This is a genomic window from Hoeflea prorocentri (assembly GCF_027944115.1).
GTDB lineage: Bacteria > Pseudomonadota > Alphaproteobacteria > Rhizobiales > Rhizobiaceae > Hoeflea_A > Hoeflea_A prorocentri.
This window is the reverse complement of the sequence record NZ_JAPJZI010000001.1, coordinates 4169286-4195670: the sequence shown is the minus strand read 5'-3', so window position 1 is coordinate 4195670 and position 26385 is coordinate 4169286. Positions and strand designations below refer to the sequence as shown.

23 protein-coding genes are annotated in these 26385 nt (G+C 59.8%); 19 read left to right on the top strand and 4 right to left on the bottom strand.

Annotated features, from left to right (window positions below; all coding sequences use genetic code 11):
- Positions 1–2 precede the first annotated feature (2 nt).
- Genes OQ273_RS19750 through OQ273_RS19740 form a run of 3 tightly spaced genes read left to right on the top strand, consistent with a single transcriptional unit; the run spans position 3 to position 2353 of the window.
- On the top strand, positions 3–944 hold the full coding sequence (locus tag OQ273_RS19750) for a carbohydrate kinase family protein (RefSeq protein ID WP_267992645.1): 942 nt from the start codon (positions 3–5) through the stop codon (positions 942–944).
- A gap of 27 nt (positions 945–971) precedes the next feature.
- Complete coding sequence (locus OQ273_RS19745; protein ID WP_267992644.1) at positions 972–1703, top strand: hypothetical protein; 732 nt, start codon at positions 972–974, stop codon at positions 1701–1703.
- A 20-nt stretch (positions 1704–1723) separates the two neighbouring features.
- A complete protein-coding gene (locus tag OQ273_RS19740; protein WP_267992643.1) occupies positions 1724–2353 on the top strand; it encodes a hypothetical protein in 630 nt (209 codons plus the stop codon).
- Between the two features lie 164 nt (positions 2354–2517).
- Here OQ273_RS19740 and OQ273_RS19735 read toward each other — a convergent pair whose 3' ends face one another.
- Positions 2518–4677 (bottom strand): CHASE2 domain-containing protein, encoded by a 2160-nt coding sequence (locus tag OQ273_RS19735; protein ID WP_267992642.1) that lies wholly within the window; start codon positions 4675–4677, stop codon positions 2518–2520.
- 176 nt (positions 4678–4853) lie between these two features.
- Here OQ273_RS19735 and OQ273_RS19730 point away from each other — a divergent pair, with 176 nt between their 5' ends.
- On the top strand, positions 4854–6155 hold the full coding sequence (locus OQ273_RS19730) for a hypothetical protein (protein ID WP_267992641.1): 1302 nt from the start codon (positions 4854–4856) through the stop codon (positions 6153–6155).
- A gap of 56 nt (positions 6156–6211) precedes the next feature.
- Entirely contained in the window at positions 6212–7150 is a 939-nt protein-coding gene (locus tag OQ273_RS19725) for a FecR family protein (RefSeq protein WP_267992640.1), read from the top strand.
- 30 nt (positions 7151–7180) lie between these two features.
- Here the strand turns inward: OQ273_RS19725 and OQ273_RS19720 are convergent, their stop codons facing one another.
- Genes OQ273_RS19720 through OQ273_RS19710 form a run of 3 tightly spaced genes read right to left on the bottom strand, consistent with a single transcriptional unit; the run spans position 7181 to position 9441 of the window.
- Complete coding sequence (locus tag OQ273_RS19720; RefSeq protein ID WP_267992639.1) at positions 7181–7894, bottom strand: copper homeostasis protein CutC; 714 nt, start codon at positions 7892–7894, stop codon at positions 7181–7183.
- Between the two features lie 7 nt (positions 7895–7901).
- Positions 7902–8858 carry an ROK family protein gene (locus OQ273_RS19715; RefSeq protein WP_267992638.1) on the bottom strand — a complete coding sequence of 319 codons (957 nt, stop codon included), beginning with the start codon at positions 8856–8858 and terminating at the stop codon, positions 7902–7904.
- A 10-nt stretch (positions 8859–8868) separates the two neighbouring features.
- Positions 8869–9441 (bottom strand): LuxR C-terminal-related transcriptional regulator, encoded by a 573-nt coding sequence (locus OQ273_RS19710; protein WP_267992637.1) that lies wholly within the window; start codon positions 9439–9441, stop codon positions 8869–8871.
- A gap of 176 nt (positions 9442–9617) precedes the next feature.
- Between OQ273_RS19710 and OQ273_RS19705 the strand changes: the two genes are divergently transcribed.
- The 14 genes from OQ273_RS19705 (at position 9618) to OQ273_RS19640 (ending at position 26353) form a co-directional block, all read left to right on the top strand.
- Positions 9618–10823, top strand: coding sequence for a substrate-binding domain-containing protein (locus OQ273_RS19705; protein WP_267992635.1), 1206 nt, complete (start codon positions 9618–9620; stop codon positions 10821–10823).
- A 103-nt stretch (positions 10824–10926) separates the two neighbouring features.
- Positions 10927–11694, top strand: a complete 768-nt coding sequence (locus OQ273_RS19700) for an ABC transporter ATP-binding protein (RefSeq protein WP_267992634.1) — start codon at positions 10927–10929, stop codon at positions 11692–11694.
- Positions 11691–12413: an ABC transporter ATP-binding protein gene (locus OQ273_RS19695; protein WP_267992632.1), complete on the top strand. Its 723-nt coding sequence runs from the start codon at positions 11691–11693 to the stop codon at positions 12411–12413. Before OQ273_RS19700 ends, OQ273_RS19695 begins: the two co-directional genes overlap by 4 nt.
- Positions 12414–12424: 11 nt before the next feature.
- On the top strand, positions 12425–13417 hold the full coding sequence (locus OQ273_RS19690; protein ID WP_267992630.1) for a branched-chain amino acid ABC transporter permease: 993 nt from the start codon (positions 12425–12427) through the stop codon (positions 13415–13417).
- Between the two features lie 10 nt (positions 13418–13427).
- A complete protein-coding gene (locus OQ273_RS19685; RefSeq protein WP_425493395.1) occupies positions 13428–14528 on the top strand; it encodes a branched-chain amino acid ABC transporter permease in 1101 nt (366 codons plus the stop codon).
- Positions 14528–15367: an alpha/beta fold hydrolase gene (locus OQ273_RS19680; RefSeq protein WP_267992629.1), complete on the top strand. Its 840-nt coding sequence runs from the start codon at positions 14528–14530 to the stop codon at positions 15365–15367. Before OQ273_RS19685 ends, OQ273_RS19680 begins: the two co-directional genes overlap by 1 nt.
- Before the next feature lie 321 nt (positions 15368–15688).
- Entirely contained in the window at positions 15689–16672 is a 984-nt protein-coding gene (locus tag OQ273_RS19675) for a sterol desaturase family protein (protein ID WP_267992628.1), read from the top strand.
- Between the two features lie 285 nt (positions 16673–16957).
- On the top strand, positions 16958–18229 hold the full coding sequence (locus tag OQ273_RS19670) for a hydroxymethylglutaryl-CoA reductase (protein ID WP_267992626.1): 1272 nt from the start codon (positions 16958–16960) through the stop codon (positions 18227–18229).
- Positions 18230–18258: 29 nt separating this feature from the next.
- The gene (locus tag OQ273_RS19665) at positions 18259–19173 is read left to right on the top strand and encodes a UbiA family prenyltransferase (protein WP_267992624.1); all 915 of its coding nucleotides are present in this window, start codon (positions 18259–18261) and stop codon (positions 19171–19173) included.
- The gene (locus tag OQ273_RS19660) at positions 19170–21653 is read left to right on the top strand and encodes a PEP/pyruvate-binding domain-containing protein (protein ID WP_267992622.1); all 2484 of its coding nucleotides are present in this window, start codon (positions 19170–19172) and stop codon (positions 21651–21653) included. The genes OQ273_RS19665 and OQ273_RS19660 overlap by 4 nt, the downstream gene beginning before the upstream one ends.
- On the top strand, positions 21650–22747 hold the full coding sequence (locus OQ273_RS19655) for a BtaA family protein (protein ID WP_267992620.1): 1098 nt from the start codon (positions 21650–21652) through the stop codon (positions 22745–22747). Before OQ273_RS19660 ends, OQ273_RS19655 begins: the two co-directional genes overlap by 4 nt.
- Positions 22744–24084, top strand: coding sequence for a hypothetical protein (locus tag OQ273_RS19650; RefSeq protein ID WP_267992618.1), 1341 nt, complete (start codon positions 22744–22746; stop codon positions 24082–24084). Before OQ273_RS19655 ends, OQ273_RS19650 begins: the two co-directional genes overlap by 4 nt.
- A gap of 2 nt (positions 24085–24086) precedes the next feature.
- Entirely contained in the window at positions 24087–24935 is an 849-nt protein-coding gene (locus OQ273_RS19645; RefSeq protein ID WP_267992616.1) for a hypothetical protein, read from the top strand.
- Positions 24932–26353, top strand: coding sequence for an AMP-binding protein (locus OQ273_RS19640; protein ID WP_267992614.1), 1422 nt, complete (start codon positions 24932–24934; stop codon positions 26351–26353). Before OQ273_RS19645 ends, OQ273_RS19640 begins: the two co-directional genes overlap by 4 nt.
- The last annotated feature ends 32 nt before the right edge of the window (positions 26354–26385 follow it).

The following is a 26385-nucleotide window of genomic DNA, read 5'->3' as shown; positions in this document are numbered from 1 at the left end:
ATATGAGCTTCGACTATACCTCCATTGGGTTCTACACTTTTGATTGCCTCGGCCGCCCGGTCACCAACATCCCGCCCGGAGGCGACACCTACTTTATCGACGAGTTGACGCTGGCCGTCTCGGGAGCGGCCGGTTCGGCCTCGATTGTCGCCGCAAAACACGGACTGAAAGTCCAGGCTGTCGGAGGTGTTGGCCCTGACGATATGGGCGCCTGGGTGATTGCAAAACTGCAGAGCTTCGGGGTCGATACCGCCAACATGCAGCTCTGCGAGGGGGTTTCGACCTCCTCGTCGATTGTCACGACCCGCCCCGATGGCGCGCGCCCCGCCCTTCACAAGAAAGGCGCGACCGGCGCGTTCTATATCGAAGACGAGGATGTCGACCGGGTGCTCGATACCAATATCCTTCATGTCGGCGGCGTCGGTCTGATGGACCGTATGGACAAGGGCCGCACGCGGGAGATCATGCAGGCGGCACGGCATAAGGGCTGCAAGACAACGCTTGATGTATTCGCATCCACCAAGGACGATGCGGGTCTTGTTGAGCCGCTTTTGCCCTATACCGACTATTTCATGCCCTCCGAGGAAGAGGCCATGGCTCTGTCGGGATTGACTGACTTTAACGAGATTTCGGACTATATACTTTCCAAGGGTGCCGGCGCCGTCATTTTGACGCTTGGCGAAATGGGTGCCATGTACCGCGACCAGTCCGGAAAATCATTTGAGATTCCGGCCTATGATATAGATGTCGTATGCACCTGCGGATGCGGCGACTGTTTCAACGCGGGCTTTGCGACCGGCCTGCATCTGGGCCGCCCGGTTGAAGACTGTATAAGGCTCGGTCAGGCATCGTCTGCTCAAAATGCGATGGGTCTCGGGTCCCAGGCCGTGATCACAAACCTGAAAAACACTATTGATTTCATGGAGCGAACGCCCACAAAATAGGCTCTGTAACTGGATTTTCGAGTGACGATGGATAAGCGCAAGCCAACGCAGCCCCAGAACCTGCCTGACCTCTTTGTCCGCGATGCGCTGAGGGGTTTGCGATATGCCGTGCGCAAGTCGGGTCATCTGATCGCCGATGAGGAACACAAGGTCCTGCCGAGGCCGATCGGCGATATCACGTCGCGCGTCGTGAAGAAAATGGACAGGATTTCCCAGGAAATCGAGACAACGTCATCGTCGATCATCGGTGGACCGTTGAAAAAGGCAACTTTGCCTGAAAGGTCGTTTTTCGGAGCGAATGGATACAATCCGCGAGATGCGGGCCGTACGCCCGAAGAAGCCGCAGCCGCCTTGTATTTCGGGCTTGCCTGGTCGGCCGGGCAATTGGGGTCCGACGACCTTCTGCTCAGCGAGACGATCTGCCTTGATTGCATCAACCAGATCCGCAGGAATGCACCGGAACAGCCAGCAGCCATGGCCGACAAATTGTTCCGCACCGTTCTCGACAGAGGCGCCTTCCGCCTTGTCGAGCCGACCCGGTCGGCAGACGAGGATGAGCGCATTCCCGCTGTTGTCGGCGCGGCGTTTTCCACGGCGCTTTGGTTTTTCCTGCCGCGCGATATCGATGTTGCCGGTGAGCAGGACCTGGTCGAGATCTGCTGCGCCGTGACCCAGGATCATCTGGCACAAATCCTGGAAGCCCGGACCGATAGCGGCCAGACCGTTGAACTGTTCGAACAGCTCCTCAATATTGTCTAGACTTGCTCTGGGAGGATCGTTTGGCAAAATTGCCGCGCACACATTTCCCGCAGGCTGAGGACAAGCCCTTGCGTAAGGCTGTCCGGCGCCTGCGCTGGTTTGTCCAGGCGTTTTCCAGCCAGATCAGCGAGCTTTCGGCTGATACCGGTATCGAGTTCGAGATCGACCGGTCGAAACTGCGCGCCGTCTTTCTTGACTGGGTCAAGACCTTCGAGGGGCAGAAACCGTCCGATGCCGAGGCGAAGGCCAACTACATCACATTCGCGGCGGGCGCCATGTTGCGGGAACTTGTTGATGGGAAACCGCTCAAGGCGGTGCGGCTTCCGGAAAATGTCAATCGCAGCAACCCGGCCTATTTCTGGCCGGAAGGGTATGCCTATCTCGCTTTCTGCATGAATGTGAGAGCGGCAGTCATTGCTCAGGAACTCGATCTCGAGACGGACATAGCGCCGGAGTTCGAGAACATACGGACCTGGTGGTCATTCAAGGAGAACGCCTGCGAGGACAGCGCGACCGCCATCGGTTTCTTTGAGCTGTTTGTCGGTGACAATCCGAACTGGTCCGCGCCCCAGGTCTTTTCAGCGGCGCATGCGCACGACAATGCCAAAAGAATGTTTCAGAGGAATATGGAGCGGCTTGGCAATACGTAGCCGGCTTTTGGAACCCGCCCGGCTGCCCTTTGGACTTTCGTTTCAAAGCCCATGAGGCCGTTCACCCTGGCGGACAACGCACAGGCCGGGAGCGCTATCGACGAAGCGGGCACCGCCGCGGCCTGATTTTGGGCAAATGGCGGCCGACACGAGATCGGACCGGCTTACTTCTGGTCGAACCGGAAGACGCCGGTCCAGTTTGATGGCGGTGACGTAACGAATTCAGACAGTCGCGTCATGTAAACCCCGTAGAGTTGGCGCAGCACCTGCGGCGCCGATTCCTCAAGAGACTTTGCCTGTACGAAGGCTGATTCGAAATCGCCCGACCGGTAACTGGTCAGAAATGCACTCTGCGCACGCTCAAGTTCGAGCCGGCTCATGCCATCAAGCTCGGCCTCCTCAAACACGGTGTAGAGAACCAGCGGTTCGTCGCGGCCGACAACCTGGACGCTGTCGACCTCGAAAAGAACCTGTCCATTGTCTTCTGTGCTGACCGTGTCGAGCACCGACTCGGCCAGGAGAACGGAAAGCCCGTAGCTTTTTGTGATGCTTTCTATCCGCGCCGCAACGTTGACGGCATCACCGATTGCGGAATAGTTGAAACGCTGAGACGAACCGAGATTGCCGACGCAGCAGGGGCCCGTGTTAAGGCCTATACCGATGCGGATTTCGGCTTGCGATTCCTTGTTGAGTTCACTGAGCCGGCGTATCATTCCGAGAGCCGCGCCGCGCGCGGCAGCCCGGTGATCGGGCACTTCAAGCGGCGCGTTCCAGAACGCCATGATGGCATCGCCCATATATTTGTCGATTGTTGCGCCGGACTGGAGCAGTTCGTCGGTCATCGGCGTCAGGAATTCGTTGAGCAGACGTGTGAGGCCTTCCGGATCGAGATTTTCCGAAAGAGAAGTAAAACCGCGAATATCGCAAAAGAGCAGGGTCAGTTCCTTCAACTCACCGCCCAGCTTCAACGATTTCGGATCGACGGACAGCCTGCTCACCATGGCCGGTGACAGATACCGTCCGAAAGCGCTGCGAATGAAGCGCTTTTCGCGCTCGCTGGTCAGATATTGAGCGATTGTCACGGCAACAAAAACAAGCACCGTCGCCAGCGACGGCAAAAGCGGATCAAGCAGCACATGCCGTTCTGAAAACAGATACCAGGACAGGCCGAAGACCGAGACGAAAAGAAGTGTTGCAACGGATGCGCCCATGAACGGACGGCCCGGGCGAATGGTGAAAATGAGCAGCGCGGCCACGGAAATGGCGAGAAAATATTCAAGCCCCGGCATGTAATCCGGCCGGCTCAGGAAGGTCCTGGACAGGACCTGATCGATAAGCTCGGCATGGACGGAAACGCCCGGAACGCCGGAACCGAGCGGCGTGACCACAAGGTCGCGCAGCCCGACGGCACTGGTGCCGATGAGCACGATATGCCCTGCAATACGCCCTTCGAGCGCTGGCAGGTCGGGAGCTTTGCCGAGGATTTCACTCGCCGACATCGTATTGTCTGCGACCTTGCCGGAATAGTAGAGCCAAAGCTGACCGGCCCCGTCGGTCGGCGCGTCGAACGCACCGGTGCGTACGCTGACGATGGCCGGTGCGCCGGCTTCCGCCTCGCCGCTGGCTCCCGTGCTGACGACGACAAAATTCGACGCCTGCTGGGCAACGCGCAGTGCTTCCATGCCGAGGGAGGGATAGAGTTTGCCATGGGCCGAGGCGACCAGAGGAACCTTGCGGACAATACCGTCGACGGCGGGCGGAAAACTGAAAAAGCCGAGCCCAAGTGCCGCTTCGTCAAAAATGGTCAGGTTATGAAGCCCGCCGCGATAGGACGGCAGGATTTCCGTTGGGTCCCGGCCCGCGAAGGCGAAACCGGCCTTCGGTCCCGGCAATTCTGATTCGAGCTCATTGGTCAGCGCAAGGCCTGTCACCGTCGGATTGGCCGCCAGTGTCCTGGCAAACACAGCATCATTGTCAAGTTCGGGAACACCCTCGGGAAAGGCGATATCCGCGCCCGCAGCCCGCAGTTCGTCCAGCGTCTGCTGAAGGGATGTTCTGTCCGCCTCGGCAAAGGCGATATCGAAGGCAATCACCGCCGCGCCCAGCTCTCCGAGCCGCTCGACCAGAAGCGCGATCTGTGATCTCGGCCAGGGCCACTGTCCGAGCTCGTCCAGTGATTTCTCATCAATATCAACGATTAACAGCGGAGCGCCGGCCGGTTCGCGCGGGTTGATCCGCTGGTACTCGTCAAATACAAGCGACGACAGCCGGTCGAAGAGCGGAGCACCGAAAGATGCTGCGGCAAACAGTATAATGAGGGACATCAAGCCGGCATAGGCAGCCATCAATGTTGGGGAGCGGCTTTTCCAGAAATACAAGTTTTGCCTCTTGATTATATTTGCCGCAAAAGAATTTAAACGAATGAAACAAGCAATTCATTTACAAATGCATTAAAACTGTCCTAATGTATTTCTTCACCAGGCGCATGTTGAGTGGGGACATGCTGAAACTATTGAAGAATTTTGTTTTGTCTACGGTCTTGTTGATCGCAACCGCTACGACAGCGGCTGCGGATGACGTGACGTATGATCAGATTCTCGCCAATCCCGACGATCTTGAGCTCAATTATCTCTATGCGCAACAGCAGGTGATAAAGGGCGATCTCGAGCAGGCCTCTGCGGCGCTGGAACGGCTATTGCTGCTTCAGCCCAATTGGGACTCCGCGCGTCTGTTTTATGCGCTGGTCCTTTATCGGCTGGATGACATGGCCGGCGCGAAGCGGGAGCTGACGATCCTGTCGGATCGGCCGCTCAGCCCGTCGCAAAGCCGTGAGGTCAACAGGTATCTGGCGCTGGCAACCGCGCAGTCCAAAGCGACACGCCTGACCGGACGCATTGCGACCGGCCTGCGTGTCGACAGCAATCCGGACCTGACAACCAATTCCGATAACGACCTGAACGGCAATCCGCTCGATACCGACAAAAGGGTCGACGGGGCGTTCCAGGCGGGGGCCACGGCGCGGATCGAACATGATATCCCCGGCGGCGGCGGAAACTTCCTCTTTGTTCAGGGTGCGACCGATCTCAACGAGCAGTTCAAGGTCGACGAAGCCGACTACATCACCGGCGGTGTGAAGGCCGGTGCGACCTTCTTCTTCGAAGACTTGCAGATCACGCCCTACGGCACGGTCGATACGCTGTGGCTCGACGGCCAGAATTACCGCAACGATAATGGCGGCGGCGCAACGGCAAAATATGCTATCAACCCGCAGCTGACCGTTTTTGCCGGCGGCAAGGGCGTGTTCCAGAACTACCAGATTGTCTCGACCGATTCGGTCGGGAGCGCCCGCAACGGCTGGTTGGCGAGAGCCACAGGCGGTGTCACCGTTCGTCCCACCGAAAAAAGCAGGTTTACGGCACGCGTCAGCGGCTCCTTCAAGGACGCCCGCAACGACAGCTACAGCTACGATGCGCTGGAAATCGCCGCAAACGCGCTTGTACTGATCGGACAGGGCCAATACGTCCTCGCATCCGCCTCCTATCGCTGGCAGGATTATGAGCAACCCGATCCGAACTATTCGGCAACGGTGACACGCGAGGACAGGCGGTTCAAGACACGGCTGGCCTATGGCGCGCCGCTGGACCTGCTCCTGGAAAAGGTGAACATCACCGGCTCCGAAGTGACTTCCAATGTCAATCTGCAGGTCGGCGTGAACTACCTGAACCAGAACTCCAATATACCGAATTTTGACGCCGACAGCGTGTCCGCCGACATTATGCTGATCAAGCGGTTCGCAAATTAGAGCGGCTAAGGCCGCCTGATATGACCGGGGCGAACAAACCGAGACGGAGCAATCCCATGAATGCCCGCAAATTGATGACAATGAGCCTTGCCGCTTTGATGGCCGGACCGCTGCTTTGGACCGCCGACGCCTATGCTGAAGCCAAGATTGGCGTCAGCGCCGCCATCCGGGGCAAAGTGTTCGTCAGGAGTGGCGCGGCCGCCGACCAGCGCCGGGCCAGTGTCGATGAAAGCATCCTGCTGCAGGACGAGGTTCTGACCAAACAGCAAAGCGCCCTGCAGATCCTGTTGCTGGACGAATCGGTTTTCACCATTGGTGAGAACTGCGAGATGATCATCGACCGGTTTGTCTACGATCCGGATCAAAAGGCCGGCGAGATGAGCGGAAAGGTCCTCAAAGGCGCATTCCGTTTCATGAGTGGACGGATCGGCAAGGCCAATCCCACCAAGGCCAATATTGAAACGCCGTCGGCAACGATCGGCATTCGCGGCACGATGTTCGAAGGCGTCGTCGGCGAGGATGCGATCAAGCTCGCGAAACTCCTCGGATTTTCAACCGACAGTGCCGATTCGGGAAAGGCGCTTCTCGTGGTTCTGCGTGGCCCGGGCCGCGGCACCAATTCGCTGTCCAATAACGGCATCATCCGGGTCGGCAATGGCGCCGGCACCAAGACCATTTCCTCGCCGAACTACGCCGTCTTCGTTCCGGGCCCCGGACAGGCGCCGATCGGCCCGATCAAGATCACCGATGCGATCCTGGAATATTTCGATTTCTACCTGCGCACCTTGCCGAACGGCCCCGCCTTCCGGGGCGATACGGAAACCGGCGAAGGCCTGTCGGGTCAGGACTCATTCAACCTTCCGGGCGGCGACTTCCCGCCGCTGAACGATCTGTTCGACGACGAGCTGTTCGACAATCAGATTCCGGAAGACATGGACGAATGTCGCGACGAATTCTGCTATTACGAAGAATATGAGTATGAGTTCACAGATTAACGCCCGGCAAAGGTCATAGCCGTTCCTGGATCAGTCTGATGCAAGTGGCAGATTTTCAGCCGCTTGCTGCACGGCCTGTATATCAGTCTGATCAGCTGCCTTTGTTCTATCGGCCAGTGAAAAGCCGAAGGCGCTGACTTTCCCCGGCAACGTCTCTGACGCGCTGCTGAATGATCCATGGATTTCTTCAACGCCCGATCGCTCGATCACCTGTGCCACGTTGTCGGCATTGATCCCGCTGCCCGCCATAATCGAAAGCCGTCCGTCCGCATGCTCGACATAGCGGCGGATCGCATCCGCGCCCTCCAGCGCGGTCCGGGCGCCGCCCGATGTCAGGATGCGCTCGATGCCCAGATCAGCGGCAATGTCTATCGCCAGTATCGGATCGTCGACGAGATCGAAGGCGCGATTGAGCGTCACGCCAAGCCCGTCGGCCGCATGCACCAGCGTTTCAAGCGCCGCCTCATCCAGCCAGCCATCGGCTGCGGCGCCGACAACGACACCGGCAAGGCCGACCTCCCGGCAGGCGCGGATATCCCCGATCATCAGATCGATTTCCTCGCTGCTGAAGGCAAAGTCGCCCGCGCGCGGCCTGATCATCGCATAGGTCGGGGTCCGGATCTCCGAAGCGGCGAGCATGAAGCCCGCGCTCGGCGTCAGCCCTCCCACGTCGAGCGCCGCGCACAGTTCGATGCGATCGACGTCAGCCTCTGCTGCCGTTTGCAGGGACGCAAGGCTGTCCACGCATATTTCAATGCTGACCTTCCGCACCCCTTTGCCCCTCTCTCATCAACTGCGCATGAATGCCCCACAGACCGCCATTGTGCCCTGTTTGGCCCTTGACCACCAGTCGCCCCGGCCGTGGTTTCAGCACCTTGCGCTGAACCTCGCGGTCGATGGCCGTCAGCAATTCCGCGGCATTCGACAAGCCGCCACCGACCGGTATGATCCCGGCACCGGTGACATTTGCCGCAACGGCCAGCGCGTCGCTCACCACCCCGACATAGGACGAGATTGTGGTATTGCAGGATTGATCGCCGTCCAGCCACCCCGCAACAATCGCTTTACTGTCGATCAAGGTGTTGCCGGCGGCCGCATGGATGGATTCCATCCCGCGCGCGCCGCCGACCGTGTCGATACAGCCCGTCAGACCGCACCCGCAGGTAAATTGCGGAATATACGCTTCGTTCAGCGGGTCCTGCTTCTGCACGAACGGCCCGTGTCCCCATTCGCCGGCCGCTCCGCCGAAACCGCGCACCAGGTCACCGCGCCAGACTTGCCCACCGCCAACGCCGGTGCCGAGAATAATCGCAAAGACATTGTCGAACTCCCGCCCTGCGCCGAAATGTGCTTCGGCCAGTGCAAAGCAGTTGGCATCGTTTTCGACGCTGACACGATGCAACAGGGATGCGCCGATATGTTTGCCGATTTCGCTTGCCAGATCCGACGCAAAATCGGTTCCGGCCAGTTGCGGCAATTGCGCCGCGTCCACCGAGCCGCTGTCTGCATCGATGCTTCCGGCGATGGAAACGCCAAGCCTGTCAGGTGGCGCAATGCCGGCTGCGACGAGCAGCCCGGCGGTTCTGTCCAGGAACGAAGCGCGATCAGCCGGCGTGGCGATGGCATCGACCTCCTCCAGCCCGTCATCGTCTCCGGTCGCCAACTTGATATATGTGCCGCCGATATCGAGGCAGAAATGTCTTGCCATTTACCCGCGCCTAGCCCGGCATTCCGCCGACATTGGACAAAAGTTCCGCAACATTGGCTGCGCCGACCTTCTTTAGAAGCCGCGCGCGGTAGGCCTCGACGGTGCGTGGCGAGATTTCCAGGATGCGTGCAATGTCCTTGCTGGTGCGCCCCTCGCCAAGATGCATGACAATCTGCCGCTCGCGCATCGTCAGCGCGATGACCGGCCGCTCGTGGGAAAGGTCGGCCAGGCTCCACACCGCATGGGCCAGCGGGTCGTCGCGCGTCAGCGAGTTGCCGCGCACCCGGCACCAGAACAGCGATCCGTCGCGCCGCGCCATGATGCGCTCGTCCGAATAGCGCCCGGTTTCGCGAAGCGGACGAAGACCGATATTGCCGATTTTCACGAACTCGTCGAGCGACGGATAAAGGATCGCAAAGGACTGGTCGCGCAGTTCGTCTCCGCAATAGCCGAACATCTCCGCAAAGGCCTTGTTGTAGTAGCGGATGATCCGGTGTTGGGTCATGACAATGCCGATGGGCGCTTCATTGAAGGCCATCTCCAGCATGGCACGCGGATCCATAGGGTTCCTGGGTATACTCATGTCACGGGCATTCCGGGGCTCATCTGACCGTCTAGCGTATTTCTACCATCTTGATCGCTGGCCGCAAAACGCGGAATAGTCGGCTATCCAATACAGGAAAGGTCCGATGAGACGCGGGCCCCGGCGAGCCGTGCCGGGGACGGAGTTTTGTATCATCGCGCCTTGAGGAGGAAAGAATGAAAAAGCAGATATCAACACTTGTCATGGCGACAGCTTTGACGCTCGCAGGATTTTCGGCGATCGCCGCTGACGATCCGGTCAAGATTGCACTGGTTCACGGCCTGTCCGGCTCGACCTTCGAGGCTTTTTCCAAGCAGAGCCATACCGGCTTCCGCCTCGGGCTTGAATATGCCACCGACGGAACAATGAAGATCAATGGCCGCGACATCGAGATCATTGAAAAGGATACCCAGTTCAAGCCCGATGTGGCGCGCGCCGTTCTTGCCGAAGCCTATGGCGATGACGATGTGCTGATCGCTGTCGGCGGCACCTCGTCCGGCGTCACCAAAGGCATGTTGCCGATTGCCGAGGAGTATGAGCGCATCCTTCTGGTCGAACCGGCAGTTGCCGACTCGCTCACCGGTCCCGATTCCAACCGCTACGTCTTTAAGACGTCGCGCAATTCCTCCATGGACATGCAAGCCCAGGCGCTGGCGCTGAAGCCCGGCCCCGACCTGCATGTGGCAACGCTCGCCGAAGACTATGCCTTCGGCAAGGACGGAATCGCCGCATTCAGGAAGGCGCTTGAGGGGTCCGGTGCGACGATCGTCGCAGAAGAATATGTGCCGCTCAAGACCACCGATTTCACTGCCGCCGCCGAACGCATGTTTGCGGCCCTTCGCGACAAGGAAGGCCGCAAGGTCATCCTGATCTATGTTGCGGGCGGCGGTGATCCGATGGGCAAGATCAAGGCAATGCAGCCGGAGCGCTACGGCATCGAGATTTCGACCGGCGGCCATATCCTGCCCGTTCTGCCGACCTACAAGCGCGTGCCCGGCATGGAAGGCGCCATCTACTACTACTATGAAAACCCGTCCAATCCGATCAATGACTGGCTGGTCGAGGAACACACCAAGCGCTACGGCTCACCGCCCGATTTCTTCACTGCCGGTGGCATGGCGGCAGGTCTTGCCGTGGCAAAGGCGCTGCAGAGCACCGATGATTGGGATACGGAAAACCTGATCGAGACAATGGAAGGCATGTCCTGGGATACGCCGAAGGGCGAGATGACTTTCCGGCCCGAGGATCACCAGGCACTCCAGTCCATGTATCATTTCAAGATCAGGGTCGATGACGACGTCGACTGGGCCATTCCTGAGCTTGTCCGGGAAATCAAGGCCGACGAAATGGATATTCCGGTCGGACGCAACAACCAGGAATAAGCGCCGGGGGTTGTCGTCCCGGAGCGTGCCGGACCGTATCAGGTCGGGACTGCTTCGGGGCGGCTCTTCCCTCAGGTCCGGTTTGACGTCATCGGAAAAGACCATGGAACAAGCATCGCTGCGCATCGAGGATCTGACGATCCGTTTTGGAGGTCATGCCGCCGTCAACATGGTGACCTGTGCGTTCCGTGCGGGTGAACTCACCGTGGTTGTCGGTCCGAACGGCGCGGGCAAAACCACCTGCTTCAATCTGATTTCCGGCCAGCTCCGTCCGTCCGGCGGACGGATCCTCAAGAACGGCCAGGACATCACCGCACTGAGCGCCTCGGCGCGCGCCAAAGCCGGTATCGGCCGCGCCTTCCAGCTCACCAACCTCTTCCCGAAGCTTTCGGTTCTGGAGAATGTGCGCCTTGCCGTTCAGGCGCAGCACGGCATCGGACCGGTGATATTTCGCCGGGCGCGGTCTTTTACCCGCCTGCGCGATGAAGCCTATGCCCATCTGGAAGCCACCCGGCTTCAGGAGGCGGCCAAACTGCCGGTGACGGCGCTGACGCACGGCGATCAGCGCAAGCTGGAGATCGCTCTGCTCCTGGCACTCAAGCCGGACATCTTCATGTTCGACGAGCCAACGGCCGGCATGTCCGTCGACGAGGCGCCGGTGATCCTCGAACTGATCGAGGAGATCAAAAAGGATGCCGGCAAAACAATCCTTCTGGTCGAGCACAAGATGGATGTCGTACGTTCACTGGCGGACCGCATCGTTGTCCTGCACAATGGCGAACTGGTGGCGGACGGCAAGCCGGATGACGTCATCGCGCTGCCGCTGGTCCGGGAAATCTATCTGGGCGTTCCGGCGGAGGATGCGGCATGACGGCCCCTGTCCTCGAGCTTGAAGGCGTGAGCACCGACATTGCCCAGTATCACATCCTTCACGATATTTCGCTCAGCGTCCCGGATGGCGGCGTCCATGTGCTGCTTGGGCGAAACGGCGCCGGCAAGACCACCACGCTGCGCACGATCATGGGGTTATGGCGCGCGCGGCAGGGCTCCATCCGGTTTCGCGGCGACGAGATAGCGACCCTTCACACCAGCGACATTGCCCGGAAGGGGATCGCCTTCGTGCCGGAGAATATGGGTATTTTCGGCGGGCTGACCGTTGAGGAGAACATGCGTCTTGCGACCCGGGACGGCCGTTTCGAAAAACAACGCCTCGACCGCATCTATGCCCTGTTTCCGGCGCTGGAAACGTTCTGGACAAAATCGGCCTGGTCGCTCTCTGGCGGGCAGAAACAAATGCTCGCAATTGCCCGCGCCATTATCGAGCCGCGCGATCTCATCCTGATTGACGAGCCGACGAAGGGTCTGGCGCCATCGATCATCCTCAACATGGTGGATGCGTTCAGGGAAATCGCCCGCGAGGCGACGATCCTCCTGGTCGAGCAGAATTTTCTCTTCGCCAAATCTCTGGGTGAGACCGTTGCCGTCATCGATGATGGCCGCATTGCCCATACCGGCACGATGGCGGATCTCGTCGCCGACACCGAACTGCAGACAAGGCTGCTCAGCCTGTCACTCGAAGTCAGTCAATAGGGGGACTGCCCGTGGAACAGCTTGGCAGCTATTTCGAGCGTTACGGCGGCATCAATCTGCTTCCGGTCATTCTTGCCGTGATCGCCTTCGTGTTGATCGGCTCGCCTTCCACATGGCTGACGCTGACGGTCGCCGGCCTTGCGATGGGCATGATGATCTTCCTGATGGCCTCGGGGCTGAGCCTCGTCTTCGGCCTGATGGACGTGCTCAATTTCGGCCACTCGGCCTTTATATCCTTTGGAGCCTTCATCGCTGCATCGGTGCTGGCCGCGCTCGCCGCCTGGGTGGCGGCTGACAGCGTATTGCTTAACCTCACCGCTCTTTTCCTGGCGATCGCGGCTGCGGCCCTGTTCGGCCTTCTGGCCGGCTGGGTCTTTGAAAAGGTGATCATCAAGCCGGTTTACCGCGATCACCTGCGCCAGATCCTGATCACCATGGGCGCGCTGATCGTTGCCGAGCAGATCATCCTGGCTGTCTGGGGCGGCTCGCCCATCTCCGTGCCGCGGCCGCATTTCCTCACCGGCTCCCTGATCATCGGCGATGTGTCCATCGAGCTCTACCGGCTGTTTGCCTTCGTTTTGGGGCTTGTCGCCTATGTGGCGCTTTATGTGGTCCTTAACCGCACCCGCGTCGGTTTGCTCGTACGCGCCGGCGTTGAGAACAGGGAAATGGTCGAGGCACTCGGTTTTCGCATCGACCGGCTCTTTGTCGGCGTCTTCGTGCTCGGCTCGGCGCTTGCCGCAGTCGGCGGCGCCATGTGGGCAGGCTACGAGACGCTGATCACGGCGGCGATCGGTTCCGAAATGATGATCATCGTTTTCATCGTCATCATAATCGGTGGGCTTGGCTCCATTGAAGGCTCGCTCCTTGGAGCGCTGCTGGTCGGGCTGATGGGCAATTATGTGGCGTTCCTGGCGCCGAAGATGGCGCTCGCCTCCAACATGATCCTGATGATGGCGATTCTGCTCTGGCGGCCCTACGGGCTGAGACCTGCGGTTAAATAGGAGTGGCCCCGTGAGCGATGTAGCGATTAGCGCAGATCAGACCGAGGCGACCGGCCGCACCGGGCGGATGATCGTCTATGCCATCATCGGCGTCATCGGGATATGCCTTCTCTTTGCACCGATGCTGTTTCCCGATGTGCGCAGCCAGGAGGTGGCCGCCCGCATCTGCATCTTCATTGTACTGGTGGCAAGTTACGATCTGCTGATTGGCTATACCGGTATCGTCTCATTCGCCCACACCATGTTCTTTGGCCTCGGCGCCTACGGCACGGCAATCGCGCTCAGGCAGATGGGTCCGGGCTGGGACGCCGTCCTTCTCGGCGGAGCGCTCGGCCTGCTGGCGTCGCTGATTCTTGCCGCGCTGATCGGGCTTCTGTCGCTCAGGGTCAAGGCGATTTTCTTTGCCATGGTGACACTGGCGGCCGCATCGGTCATGGCGGTGATGGCCAGCCAGTTTTCCGATTTTACCGGCGGCGAAGACGGCATCATCTACAAGGTGCCGAAACTGTTCTCTCCGGCGACCAAATTGCTGACCGACGACGATGGCAAGGTGTTACGTATTTTCGGGGCCAAGGCGAACGGCAAGATGGCGGCCTATTATTTTGTCTTTTTCGGCTCGCTCATCCTCTATTTCATCATGCTGCGCATTGTTGCTTCGCCGCTCGGAACGGTGCTCGAGGCAATTCGCGAAAACGAGATGCGGGCCGAGGCGCTCGGTTACCGTGTTGTGCTCTACCGCACGGCGATCTTCTGCATCGCGGCGCTGATCGCCGCGTGCGCCGGCATCCTGCGTGCCCTGTGGCTCAAATATACCGGGCCGGAAACATCGCTGTCCTTCGCCATCATGATCGACATCCTCCTCATGGTCGTCATTGGCGGCATGGGCACGATGACTGGCGCCATCATCGGCGCGACGCTGATGAGCCTTGCGCAGTTCTATTTGAAGGACCTCATGGAAATCGCCTCCCAGGCGACTGCCGGCATTCCCCTGCTTCCCGATCTTCTCGCCCCGGACCGCTGGCTTCTGTGGCTTGGAATCCTCTTTATATTGCTGGTCTATTTCTTCCCGGCCGGCATAGTCGGAACACTCAGTAAAAGGGGCGGGCATTGATGACCGTGCGACGATCGGCCTATATCGGCAATGCAACACATGAGCTGCATGTCAGCGAATGGGGAGACCCGTCGCAGCCCTTTGTCATGATGTGGCACGGGCTCGCCCGCAATGGCCGCGATTTCGACGAGATCGCTGCGCACTTGTCCAAGCAATATTTTGTAGTCTGCCCCGACACGATCGGCCGTGGCCTCTCAAGCTGGTCGAACAATGGCGGCGAAGACTACAATCTGACCGTCTATGGCGAGAACGCCCGCGCCATCATCGATCACTATGGTGCTGAAACCGTACGCTGGGTCGGAACATCCATGGGTGCGCTGGTTGGCATCCGCCTTGCCGCCGGAGCCATGAAGGGCCGCATAACGCATCTGGTGATCAACGATATCGGTCCGGATATCCCGGAAGTCGCGCGCCAGCGCATTGGCGATTATGTCGGCAATCCGCCGGTGTTCGATACGGTGGTGGAAATGGAGAACTGGCTGCGCAAAAGCTACGCGCCGTTCGGGCCGAACCCGGACAGTTTCTGGCGACGGCTTATCGACGCCTCGATCCGGCGCAACGATCAGGGCCGCATCGCGGTCCACTACGATCCCCGAATCGTTTCGCAGTTCTCCGACCACAAGGCCGATCTCGATGTCTGGCCGCAATATGATGCGGTTGAGGCGAAGACGCTTTTGATCCGCGGAGCGGTATCGGATGTGCTGCCGGAGCAGGTCTCTGCCCAGATGCGCGAACGCGGCCCGAGGCCGGATTATGTGGAACTGCCGGGCATCGGTCACGCGCCGACCTTTGTTGACCCGGAGCAGCAGCAGATGCTGGAGCGTTTCCTGGCGAGCTGATTTCCGGTTGAGCCTGATGGATCTGCCGCGCGCAGGGCATCGACATTGACATCGGGTATGGGATGCGGAAAGCTGTTTCTACTTGATGACTGTCCGGCGGTTTGTGCCGGGCACGAAACGGGCCGCGATTCAGGACATTCCAAAAAACAATCAGATTATCGGCCCCGGGGCCTTGCTCCTGGCCAAACCCGTCCCGGCATCGCGTGTGTTTTTTCGCCGGGATGCGATGAGCGTCTGATCGGAGAGCAGGTTCGAAGCGCGCGGAAATCGCTGCCTTAGAACGCAAGGTGTCTGCAGCTGAGAACGGGAGAGAGGATAACAATGGACGATCTTGAGTATGGCGCCCGCGACGAACGAGGGAACTGGACCCCGAAGCAGCCGGCGGCGACGGCCCCTCTCTTCGTGTTTCCGCCAAGACCTGTGCAGTTGTTGAAATGGCTGCCGAGTTACTTCCTGCCCTATAACGTGATTTTCTTTGTATCGGCCATATTGTGGTGGGTCTGGGTCGTGCCGCCGCTGGAAGACATGCGCAGCTTGTCATGGAACTGGACGGGGCGCCTGTTCATCATCAATGTGCTGGCTGTCCTTGCCTGGTATTTTGTCTTCGAATTGAGGCTCTACATTCAACGCGCGCAAGGCACGCGGTTCAAATACAACAGCAGATTTCCCTCCGATACGCCGTCGAAGCGCTTCTGGTTCGAATCGCAAAACACGGAAAATGTGCTTCGTACACTCCTCTCGGGTGTGCCCATATGGACGCTCCTGCAGATTTTGGTTCTGTACGGCTTCGCCAATGGCTGGGGAAGGTTGATCGACCCCGGACAAAACTGGCTCATATTTGCGTGCCTATGCTTGATTGTACCGGTGATCCACGAGTTTCATTTCTATTGCATTCACCGGTTGATCCACACACGCTTCCTGTACAAGTGGGTTCATTCGGTTCACCACAAATCGGTCAATCCGAGCCCGTGGTCCTCCTTGGCCATGCATCCGGTGGAGCACCTGTTGTATTTTGCAACAATATTCTATCACCTGATTCTGCCCTCCCATCCGCTGATAGCGATCTATCAGCTGCACGTCGCGGGCTTCGGTGCGATCCCGGGGCATGTCGGCTTTCACCGGGTTGAATTGGGCGAGAACCGATCGATGGACCCCCATGCCTATATTCACTATCTCCATCATCGCTTCTTCGAGGTGAATTACGGGGACGGCCTTATTCCGCTTGATAAGTGGTTCGGCACTTTCCATGACGGTTCGAAGGAAGCCCACAGTCGTATGAAAGAACGACTGAGGAACAACATCTAGACATTTGTCAGGGCACATTCCCGGTCACCGCACAGACTGGCTTCTTTCCGGTGCGCACTCGACCGGACCCGCCGCACGCGTGCTCGCATGCACCATTAAAGGGGCAGTTCTCAAGACTGAGCCTTGTAAGTTCATTCCCCAAACTGTTCTTGGTTTCCGGGGCATAACATCTCGATTTGCTTCCGGTGATAGTGTTAATCAGCATAAGAATGTTGATAGAGCCACTTAACACAATTGAAACGCGAGCCCGCCTACAGATAAACCCGAAATTGTGGAGGGGTTGCCTTGATCGTCCCATTTCATATCAGTGAGTTGCTGACACGGTTGCGGGAGCGTTTTGATGAAAACGCCATAAACCGGGCTCTCATGGCAAGTAAGCGCGAAGTTCGGCGCCTGCGCCCGGCACGCCGGGCCAGCGAGCAAAGCGCGCGGCGTTTCTGGGAGCGTATACTGGCCGATACCGATGCGAATAAGGCCGACAGCGAAATGATCCTGGATCCGCAAACGGTGGCGGACCTGCCGGCCTATGATGCCAATATCGAGAACATGATCGGCACGGTGAAGGTTCCGGTGGGCATTGTCGGCCCGCTTCGCGTTAATGGAATTCATGCGCAGGGTGATTTTCTGGTGCCGCTGGCGACAAGCGAAGCGGCGCTCGTCGCATCCTACGGGCGCGGCGCGGACGTGACGGCGGCCGCCGGTGGCATATCCGCCGCCCTGACCTATGACGGGGTGCTGCGCACGCCGGCGTTCAAATTTGGCTCGGCTGCCGAAACAGGCGTGTTCCTCAACTGGGTCGTTCAAAGTGCCGAAGCCCTCAAGGCGGCAGCAGAAGCCACGACACGCCATGGCAAGCTCGTTTCCCTTGAACCGGCAATGGACAATGAGATCTGCTTCCTGCGCTGCCGTTTCATGACCGGGGATGCCTCCGGCCAGAATATGGTCACCATCGCGACAAGTGCGATGTGCGAATACATTGTGGCAAACGCACCGGTCAAGCCACGCGCCTGGTATGTGGAGGGCAACTATTCCGGTGACAAGAAAGGCTCGTTTCTGGGTTTGTTGACCGGGCGCGGTGCCAAGGTGACGGCGAGTGCCACGATTCCGGCTGATATTGTGCGCCGCAAGCTGCGCTGCACTGTTGATGAAATGCTTGAATATGGCCGGGTCGCAAATCTCGGCTCGCTGCTCTCCGGTCAGCTTGGTGCACAGGCCCATTATGCCAACGCTCTTGCCGCACTTTTCATCGCTACCGGTCAGGACGCTGCATGCGTCGCCGAATCGGCGGTTGGGTTTACCCGCATGGAAGATTGCGACGGGGATCTGATGGTCTCGGTGACGCTCCCCAATCTTCTGGTGGGCACGGTCGGCGGCGGGACAGGACTTCCGAGCCAGTCTGCCGGTTTGCGCATACTTGGATTGCGGGGCAGCGGGAAGCGGCCAGCCTTGGCCGAAGTTGCGGCCGCGCTTTGCCTTTGCGGAGAGATCTCGATTGTCGCAGCGATGGCCGCCGGCGATTTCGTGCGTGCCCATGAGCGTTATGCGAGGCATCGATAGTGCAGATGCAGGATACGGCAGAAAGCCAATTGCCGCTTCTCCGGAGGCTCTGGATCTATCAGCGCGAGCGCATCCCGCTGTTCAAAACGGCGGTCCTGCTCGCCGTGTTCAGCGCCGCCAGTGTCAACGTGTCCGCTCTCCTTGCCGGCCGGCCTTTTCCCCATTGGGCCGCCTATGCGACAGCCTTTGCAATCTCCCTCATCGTTTTCATGCAGTTGCGGGCGTGCGACGAATACAAGGATGGTCCCGATGACCAGCGCTTCCGGCCTGAACGGCCCATCCCGCGCGGCCTGGTCAGCCTCAGGCTCATTTTGACCATAGGCGCGGCCCTTGTTCCGGTCGCGGTTTTTGTTGCCTGGTTGTATTTCCCGCCGCTGATTGTGCTGTTGGCACTCGTTTGGGTCTGGCTGGCCTTGATGACGGTGGAGTTCTTTGTGCCGGATTGGCTGAAGGCGCGGCCGATCCTTTATCTTGTGTCCCACATGGCGATCATGCCGCTGCTTGATCTGTTCGTCACAGGTGTTGAATGGCTGCCGGCGGGCGGCGGCCCTGCCGCTGCACTGTTTTTGTTCCTGCTCCTTTCCTTCGTCAATGGCTGCGTTCTTGAGATAGGCCGCAAGACATGGGCGCCGGAAAATGAGCGCGAGGGTGTCGAGACTTATTCAAATCTCTGGGGCGTTCGCCGCGCGGTCACTGTATGGATCGCCATAACCGGGTTCTCCTTTGTCCTGCTTGTCGGTGTCGGCTTTGCGACGGGTCATGTCGTCGCGACAGCCATTCCGGGTCTTGCAATGCTTGTCTGGGCATGGACCGTTGCCTTTGCCATGCGAAACGCCCCCGATGGCAAACACCAGGCGAAACTCGATACCGTGTCCGGCCTGTGGGTCTTTGTCTGCTATAGCGCAGCGGGTTTCAGTCCGCTTGCCGCAAAGGTGCTGTCATGAATGCAAGATCCGACATCATGGTTCTAAGCTCTTCGTCAGCCTCGCAGCAGGAAGCCGCTGGCGGCAAGGCGCGGGCGTTGGCGCGGCTCGCATCCGCCGGCTTTAACCCGCCCGCCTTTTTTGTTGTTCTTCCGGGAGCCTTCAACAAGACCGGCCTGAAACCGGACCATAAGAAGGGCGTTGCCGCATCGCTGTCCCAACTCGGGGAAGGGCCGTTCGCCGTTCGCTCGTCCGGAGCACAGGAGGACGGAGCGGATCATTCCCATGCCGGACAGTTCCTCAGCCTGTTGAATGTCTCTGCTGACATGGTAACCGACGCCGCGCACAAGGTCTGGCTCTCGGGCAGTCAGGGCAGCGTAACCGCCTACCGCGAGACACACGGGCTGGATGAGCAGGATCCGGCGCCCGCCGTGGTCGTGCAAAAGATGATCAAGGCGGATGCGGCCGGTGTCGCATTCTCCGCCGATCCAGTCAGCGGGTTGCGTCATCACGTGGTGATTTCCGCAATCGCTGGCCTCGGCGATCGGCTGGTTTCCGGAGAGGAAGACGGCGAGACCTGGGTTTTTGATGCAATCCAGGAGGCAATCACGACCGAACCGGACGGCGAGCCGGTCCTCACACGGACCCAGGCCGGTGACGTCGCCCGCCTGGCGAAACAGGTTGAAGCGGCCTTCGGCGCGCCGCAGGACATCGAATGGGCCTTGTCGGATGGCGTTCTGCATATCCTGCAGGCCCGGCCGATCACAACCGGGTTGCACGCTGAGGCAATGCTGGACGATCAGGTAACGATTTTCGACAACTCCAACATTGTCGAAAGCTATCCGGGTCTGGTCACGCCATTGACCTACTCTTTCGCCTGTTACGCCTACGCACGGGTTTACCGGGCGTTTGTGCGCATGGTCGGTGTGCGCGAAAATATCATCGGAGCCAATGCGCCCGTTTTTGACAATCTTCTCGGCCGCGTTGACGGCCGGGTCTACTACAATCTCGTCAACTGGTACCGGGCGCTGGCGCTGCTGCCCGGCTTTGCTGTCAATCGTGCGCATATGGAAACCATGATGGGCGTTTCCGAACCGCTGCCCGCATCCGTAACGGCGACATTGGGTCCGGGGCCGCTGACGGGCCTCGCCCGGTGGCGGGAATATCTGCGCATGGGCCGGGCGGGGGCGGGGTTGGTCATCCAGGCATTTCGCCTGCCCGGAATGATCCGTGATTTTCAGTCACGGCTCAACGCGTCGCTTGGTCCGGCATCGCTTGATGTCAATGCCGCTGCCTCAAGTGAACTGGCGGCTGAATACCGGCGCATTGAAGCCTCGCTGCTTGACCGCTGGGACGCACCGATCGTCAATGATTTCCTCTGCATGATCGCCTTCGGGGCGTCGCGCAAGCTGATGGAGCGCTGGTTCGGTCCCGCGGGCCTGGAGCTGCACAACCATGTCATGATCGGGCAGGGGGACATCATCTCCGCGGAACCTGCAAAACGTATCGCCCGGATGGGTCAGTTGGTGGCTTCTGCCGCCGGACTGGCCGATGAGATCGATGCGAAGGGCGTCGAGGCGCTGGCCGGTCACGGGGCGTTGCGTGAGGAATTCGACGCCTATATCGATCGCTTCGGCGACCGATGCACCGAAGAACTCAAGCTTGAAAGCGTGACGCTGGACGAGGATCCCTCCGCTCTGTTGGCAGCGGTTGCCGCTTCGTCACGGCGCTCTGAAAGCACAGGGCCCGCATCGCCGCCGCCGGCGTCCGGCTTTGCGGAAATAGCAAAAGGCAAACCGGTGCGCCGCGCTATTGCACGCATACTGGTCGGCTGGGCCAAGGCAAGGGTGCGCGACCGCGAAAACCTGCGTTTTGAGCGGACTCGCATTTTCGGCAGGGCCCGCAAGGTGTTTCTGGCCATGGGGCGTGAGTTCCAGGCGCTCGGTCATCTGGAAAATCCGCGCGACATATTCTTTCTCACCGTTGAGGAAGTGCTTGGAGCGATAGAGGGCCATGCGTCCACGCAAAACCTGCGGCCTCTTGTGGATCTTCGGCGCGCCGAGCTTGAGGCAAGTGCAGCAAGGCAGGATCCGCCCGAACGGCTTACCGTGCGCGGCCCGGTGATCAATGTTCTCACCCGGACGGATAGCGGTGCGGATACGGCCGGTGATGATAGCGAACGGCAACGCACGGGAACCGCTTGCTCAGCCGGAACGGTGACGGCCAGGGCAAGGGTGATCAGTGATCCGGCAACCCAGAGCCTTGACCGCGGGGATATCCTTGTTGCCCGTCACACCGATCCGGGATGGATCGCCGTTTTCTCAAACGCATCGGCCATTGTTGTCGAACGCGGCAGCCTGCTCTCCCACTCGGCCATCGTTGCTCGGGAAATGGGTATCCCTTGCGTGGTGGCGCTCAAAGGCGCGACTGCCTGGATACGCGACGGGGAAACCATCACCGTAGATGGCGCGAGCGGTGACGTGACGAGGGTAGAAGCATGACCTCACAGATCGCTGCCCACGCCGATTTCGACGATATCCGCTATGCCCAGCTCTGGGAGGATGCTGACGTCCTGACGGATGCGCTGGCAACAAAGCCCGGCGCAACGTTGGTATCCATCTGTTCGGCCGGTGACAATGCGCTGGCGATGCTGATGCTGGACCCCGCACGTATCGTAGTCGTCGATCTGTCCCAGGCCCAGATCGAGTGTCTGAACCTGCGTATCGGCGCCTATCGCAACCTCGATCACCAGAGCTTTGTCGAGCTGATGGGTTCGCGGCCCTCGGACCGTCGCTCGGAGCTTTTGACCAAGGCGCTTGCAGAAGCCGGCGAGGCGACACTTGCCTTCTGGAAGGCGCGCGAGGCGGATGTGGTGGCCTACGGCGCTGGCGGCTGCGGGAAGTTCGAACGCTATTTCCGGCTGTTCAAGAACCGCGTTTTGCCGCTGGTGCATTCCAGAGCCACGATTGATGCGATTTTCCAGCCGCGGGACCGGGCGGCGCGTGAGGAATTTGTCGACAGGCGCTGGAACAACTGGCGATGGAAACTGATGATGTCGCTGTTCTTCTCCCGTTATGCCATGGGCCGGCTGGGCCGGGACAAGGCCTTCTTCGATCATGTTGAGGGGTCTGTCGCCGCACATGTGCAAAGGCGCATTCGCCACGCGGCTGTCGATTGCGACCCGTCGGTCAATCCCTATCTCTACTGGATCATGCATGCCCGCCACGGCGAGCACCTGCCGATGGCATGGCGCGCGGAAAACTTCGAGACGATCCGCGAGCGGCTGGAGCGCATTGAAATCCGCCCGGGATCGCTGGAAGCCTTCGTTTCCACCGGCGAGAAGGCAGACGGGTTCAACCTCTCGGACATTTTCGAATACATGTCGCCTGAGGTTTTTGCCGAGGTCTACGGATCGGTGCTTGATGCGTCGAATGCCGGTGCCCGGATCGTCTACTGGAACATGATGGCGCCGCGACGCGTGCCGCAGGCGTTTCGCGATCGGGTGATCACACGCGCCGAGATAGAGCGCGACGGCAAAGCCGTCGACAAGGCGTTTTTCTATTCCGACTTCGTTGTTGAGGATGTCGCGCCGTGACGCTGCACCCGGCCATCGCGATTGCGCTCATCCCTTTGTCGGTGATGTTGCTCGTGGTCGTTATGGGCATCGTGCGGATCGCCGCACGCCGCTATGGCTGGAGTGCGGAAATCCAGCGCAAGGCGGTTCATGTGGCGACGGGTCTTTACGCCATGTCGCTGCCTTGGATCCTTCCGGAACCGTGGATGGTCTACAGCCTTCTTGTCCTCGCCGTCATCGTCATGGGCGTGTTGCGTATTCCGGCACTTGCGAAGGGGGGCATCGGGTCTGCGCTGCACGGGGTCGAGCGCAGCTCCTGGGGCGATGTCATGCTGGTGGCGGCGGTCGGCACGCTCTATTTCTTCTCCGGAAACGGAAGCGTTGCCGTTCTCTACCTGCTGCCGCTTGCCGTGCTGACCCTGTCCGACGCGGCCGCCGCCGTTGCCGGGTCCGGCTATGGCCGGCTTGTCTATACGATTGAGGATGGTCAGAAGAGCATTGAGGGTTCGCTGGTCTTTTTCATGGTCACATGGATACTGGCCATGATTGCCCTGCTCCTTCTCTCCGACGTTCCCCGCGTCAGCGTCGTCATGCTGTCGGTCATGATCGCTGCATTCGGCACCGTCATCGAGGCCGACAGCTGGCGCGGCTTCGACAATTACTTCGTCCCCGTCGGCGTGTTGTTTCTGGTCGCCGTTCACATGGACAGCGGTCCGGTCGACCTCATCCTTCTGGCGCTCGGTTTTCTTGCCGTGCTGTGCCTGCTCAATGTTTATGGCGGGGCGCTGCTTGGCCTGTCGAAACACACCGCGCGCGCCTATACCGCGGCCCTGTTTCTCATTGGCGCCGTCACCACGCTGCCCAACATGATATTGCCGGCATCGGCCCTGCTGACGCAGACCTATGCGCGTCGGCAATATCCCGGCGATGCCCGCCACCCCGATCTTGATATGCTTGCCATGCTGGCGGTTGTGTCCTTCGGCTGGCTGATCTGTGGCGTCGCGCTCGGACATGTAGCCATTTCCTTTTACGGAACGACCTGCGGCGCCATGGTCGCGCTTCTTGGACCGCTTGCGCTTGCCGAGCGGCCGTTCTGGCAGCGGGTCTCGCTGACCGCGCTGCTGGTCCTGTTGCTTGGGGTGATTGTATCCGGTGTCATTGCGATCAATCCCGCCGACACCCGGTGGCATGGAAATACTGTGGCGATCGTCGTGGTCAGCCTGGTGGTGCCGGCGCTGGCGGGTTTGCTGCGGCCGGGATTCTTCCACCACAACAGATATGCAAAAGCCGGTGTGGTAAGCGTCTTTGTGCCGCTCGTTGCTTATCTCTATCTTTTGTTCACGCAGGAAAGCTTGTGACCGTGTCGGAAACCTCAGTTCAGCCCCTTTCTCATGGCGGCTCCAGCCTGTCCATCTACCGTGATGCGCCGTCCTGGGACAATAAACGCACGGCGGCTCTGGGGAAGCTGAAGATCGGCTCCGTTGCGGACGGCGTAGAGCTTTTTCTTCTCGCCGCCGCAACTTTGAGAGCCGAGGGCTTTGAAGCGCTCTTGGGTCCGATGGAGGGCGATACCTGGCACAGCTACCGGGCGGTGACGGAAAGCGACGGTTCGCCCGCCTTCCTCATGGAACCGACAAGCGGGGATCACGATGTCGCGGCCCTTGGAGAGGCCGGCTTTGACCAGATCGATCACTATGTTTCCATGCGTGTCGCGACAAAAAATGCAATTGGCACAGAACCCGAAAATCCAGACGGGATCGATGTCGTGAACTGGGACGGTGAGAGCCCCGAAGCATTCTTCGGCGAGGTCTATGATTTTTCGGTTTCGGGTTTTGCCGCCAATGCATACTACAAGCCGATTACGCGTGAAGCCTTCCTCGGCCTCTATATGCCCTATGTTCCGTTTCTCAGGCGTGAGTTGATCTTCTTTGCCCGTGCGCCCGGCAACCGGCTGGCCGGTTTCCTGTTTGGCATTCCCGACTACTCACAGGGTCCCGATACAAAGACCGCGATTTTGAAGACCTATGCCAGCGGCCAGCGCGGTGTCGGACATCTTCTGGCGGACGCGTTTCACCGCAAGGCTCTTGAAACCGGCTTTGACACCGTCATTCACGCGCTGATGCACGCGGACAATGTCTCACGTGAGCGCAGCCGCATGCATGGCGCCGAGGTGTTTCGCCGCTATACGCTCTTCGGGCGCGTACTTTGACCACGATCCTCGACGCATTCGCCAAGGCGGTTGAACGCCACGGTTCGCGCCCCGCCATCATCGAGGGTGGCGGCCGCTCGGTTACCTATGATGCGCTTGACCGCCGTGCCCGCGCCCTTGCCGCAGGTTTTGCCGCACGCGGCATCGGCCGCGGCGACCGCGTCTTGATGGCCATGCCCGTCGGCATCGATCTTTATGCATGTCTCGCCGGCCTTTGGCAGATCGGCGCAACGGTTGTGTTTCCGGAGCCTGCGATGGGGCTGGCAGGTCTCAGGCATGCGGCCCGTGCAACGCAACCGAAAGCATTCCTTGCATCGGGCTGGTACCGTTGGCTGGGGCTGCTCGTTCCGGAACTGCGTCGGCTCCAGCTCCGGTTGAGCCCCCAGGAGGGCGGTCCTGAAACCTTGCCGCCGGCGACCGTTTTAACCGAGGATACGGCGCTGATCTCCTTTACCAGCGGTTCGACCGGTGCGCCGAAGGCCATCGCGCGCAGCCATGCATTCATGATGGCGCAAAACGATGCCATCAGCCCGCTGCTTGACTCGGGCAGCGGGGAGGAGCGCGATCTCGTTGCCTTTCCGGTGTTTGTTCTTGTCTGCCTGTCTTTGGGTGTCACGTCCGTTCTTCCGTCGTGGAAAATATCCCGTCACGACAAGGCGGCTGCGGAGCGGATTCACAGGCAGATTGAAACCTTCAGGGTAACGCGGCTGCTGGTGCCGCCTGTCATATGTGAAACCCTGAGCCATGCCGACCGTCTCCCGCCGCTGAATGCGATCCTCACGGGCGGAGGGCCGGTGTTTCCCGATACGATGCGGCGGCTGAACAGGCTGCAGCCGGATATGCGCATGGTCGCCGTTTATGGATCGACCGAAGCCGAGCCGATTGCCCACCTGGACTATGAGCATGTTGATCAGGCCGATCTCGAGTTGATGAAAACGGGTTCCGGATTGTTGGCGGGAACGCCGGTTGGTCCCGTGGATATCCTTTTGGAAGACGGAGAAATTCTTGTTGCCGGCCCGCATGTGAACGAGGCCTATCTCGACCCCGCGCACGATGCGGAAACAAAGGTCAGCCGCAACGGCCGCATCTTCCACCGGACCGGCGACGCCGCCCGCCTTGACGACAGCGGGCGGCTTTGGCTGCTCGGTCGCACTAAGGCAAGGATTGACGGTATCGATCCTTTTGCGGTTGAGACGGCAGCCCGGTTCTGGCCGGGCGTCGGACGATCCGCGCTGGCAGAGATCGACGGCGAACCTGTCCTGGCCGTGGCCGGTGACGCCTCCCGGCTTGCTGAGTGGAGTGATGCGGCAGGCTCACTCGGCGTTGCGAGCGTGCGGCATGTGCGAAATATCCCGCTCGACAGACGGCACCGGTCCAAGACGGACTACGTCGCGTTGGAGCGCATGCTCAAGACCTGATCTGCTACAGTTATGCTGATTTGAAGCCAACC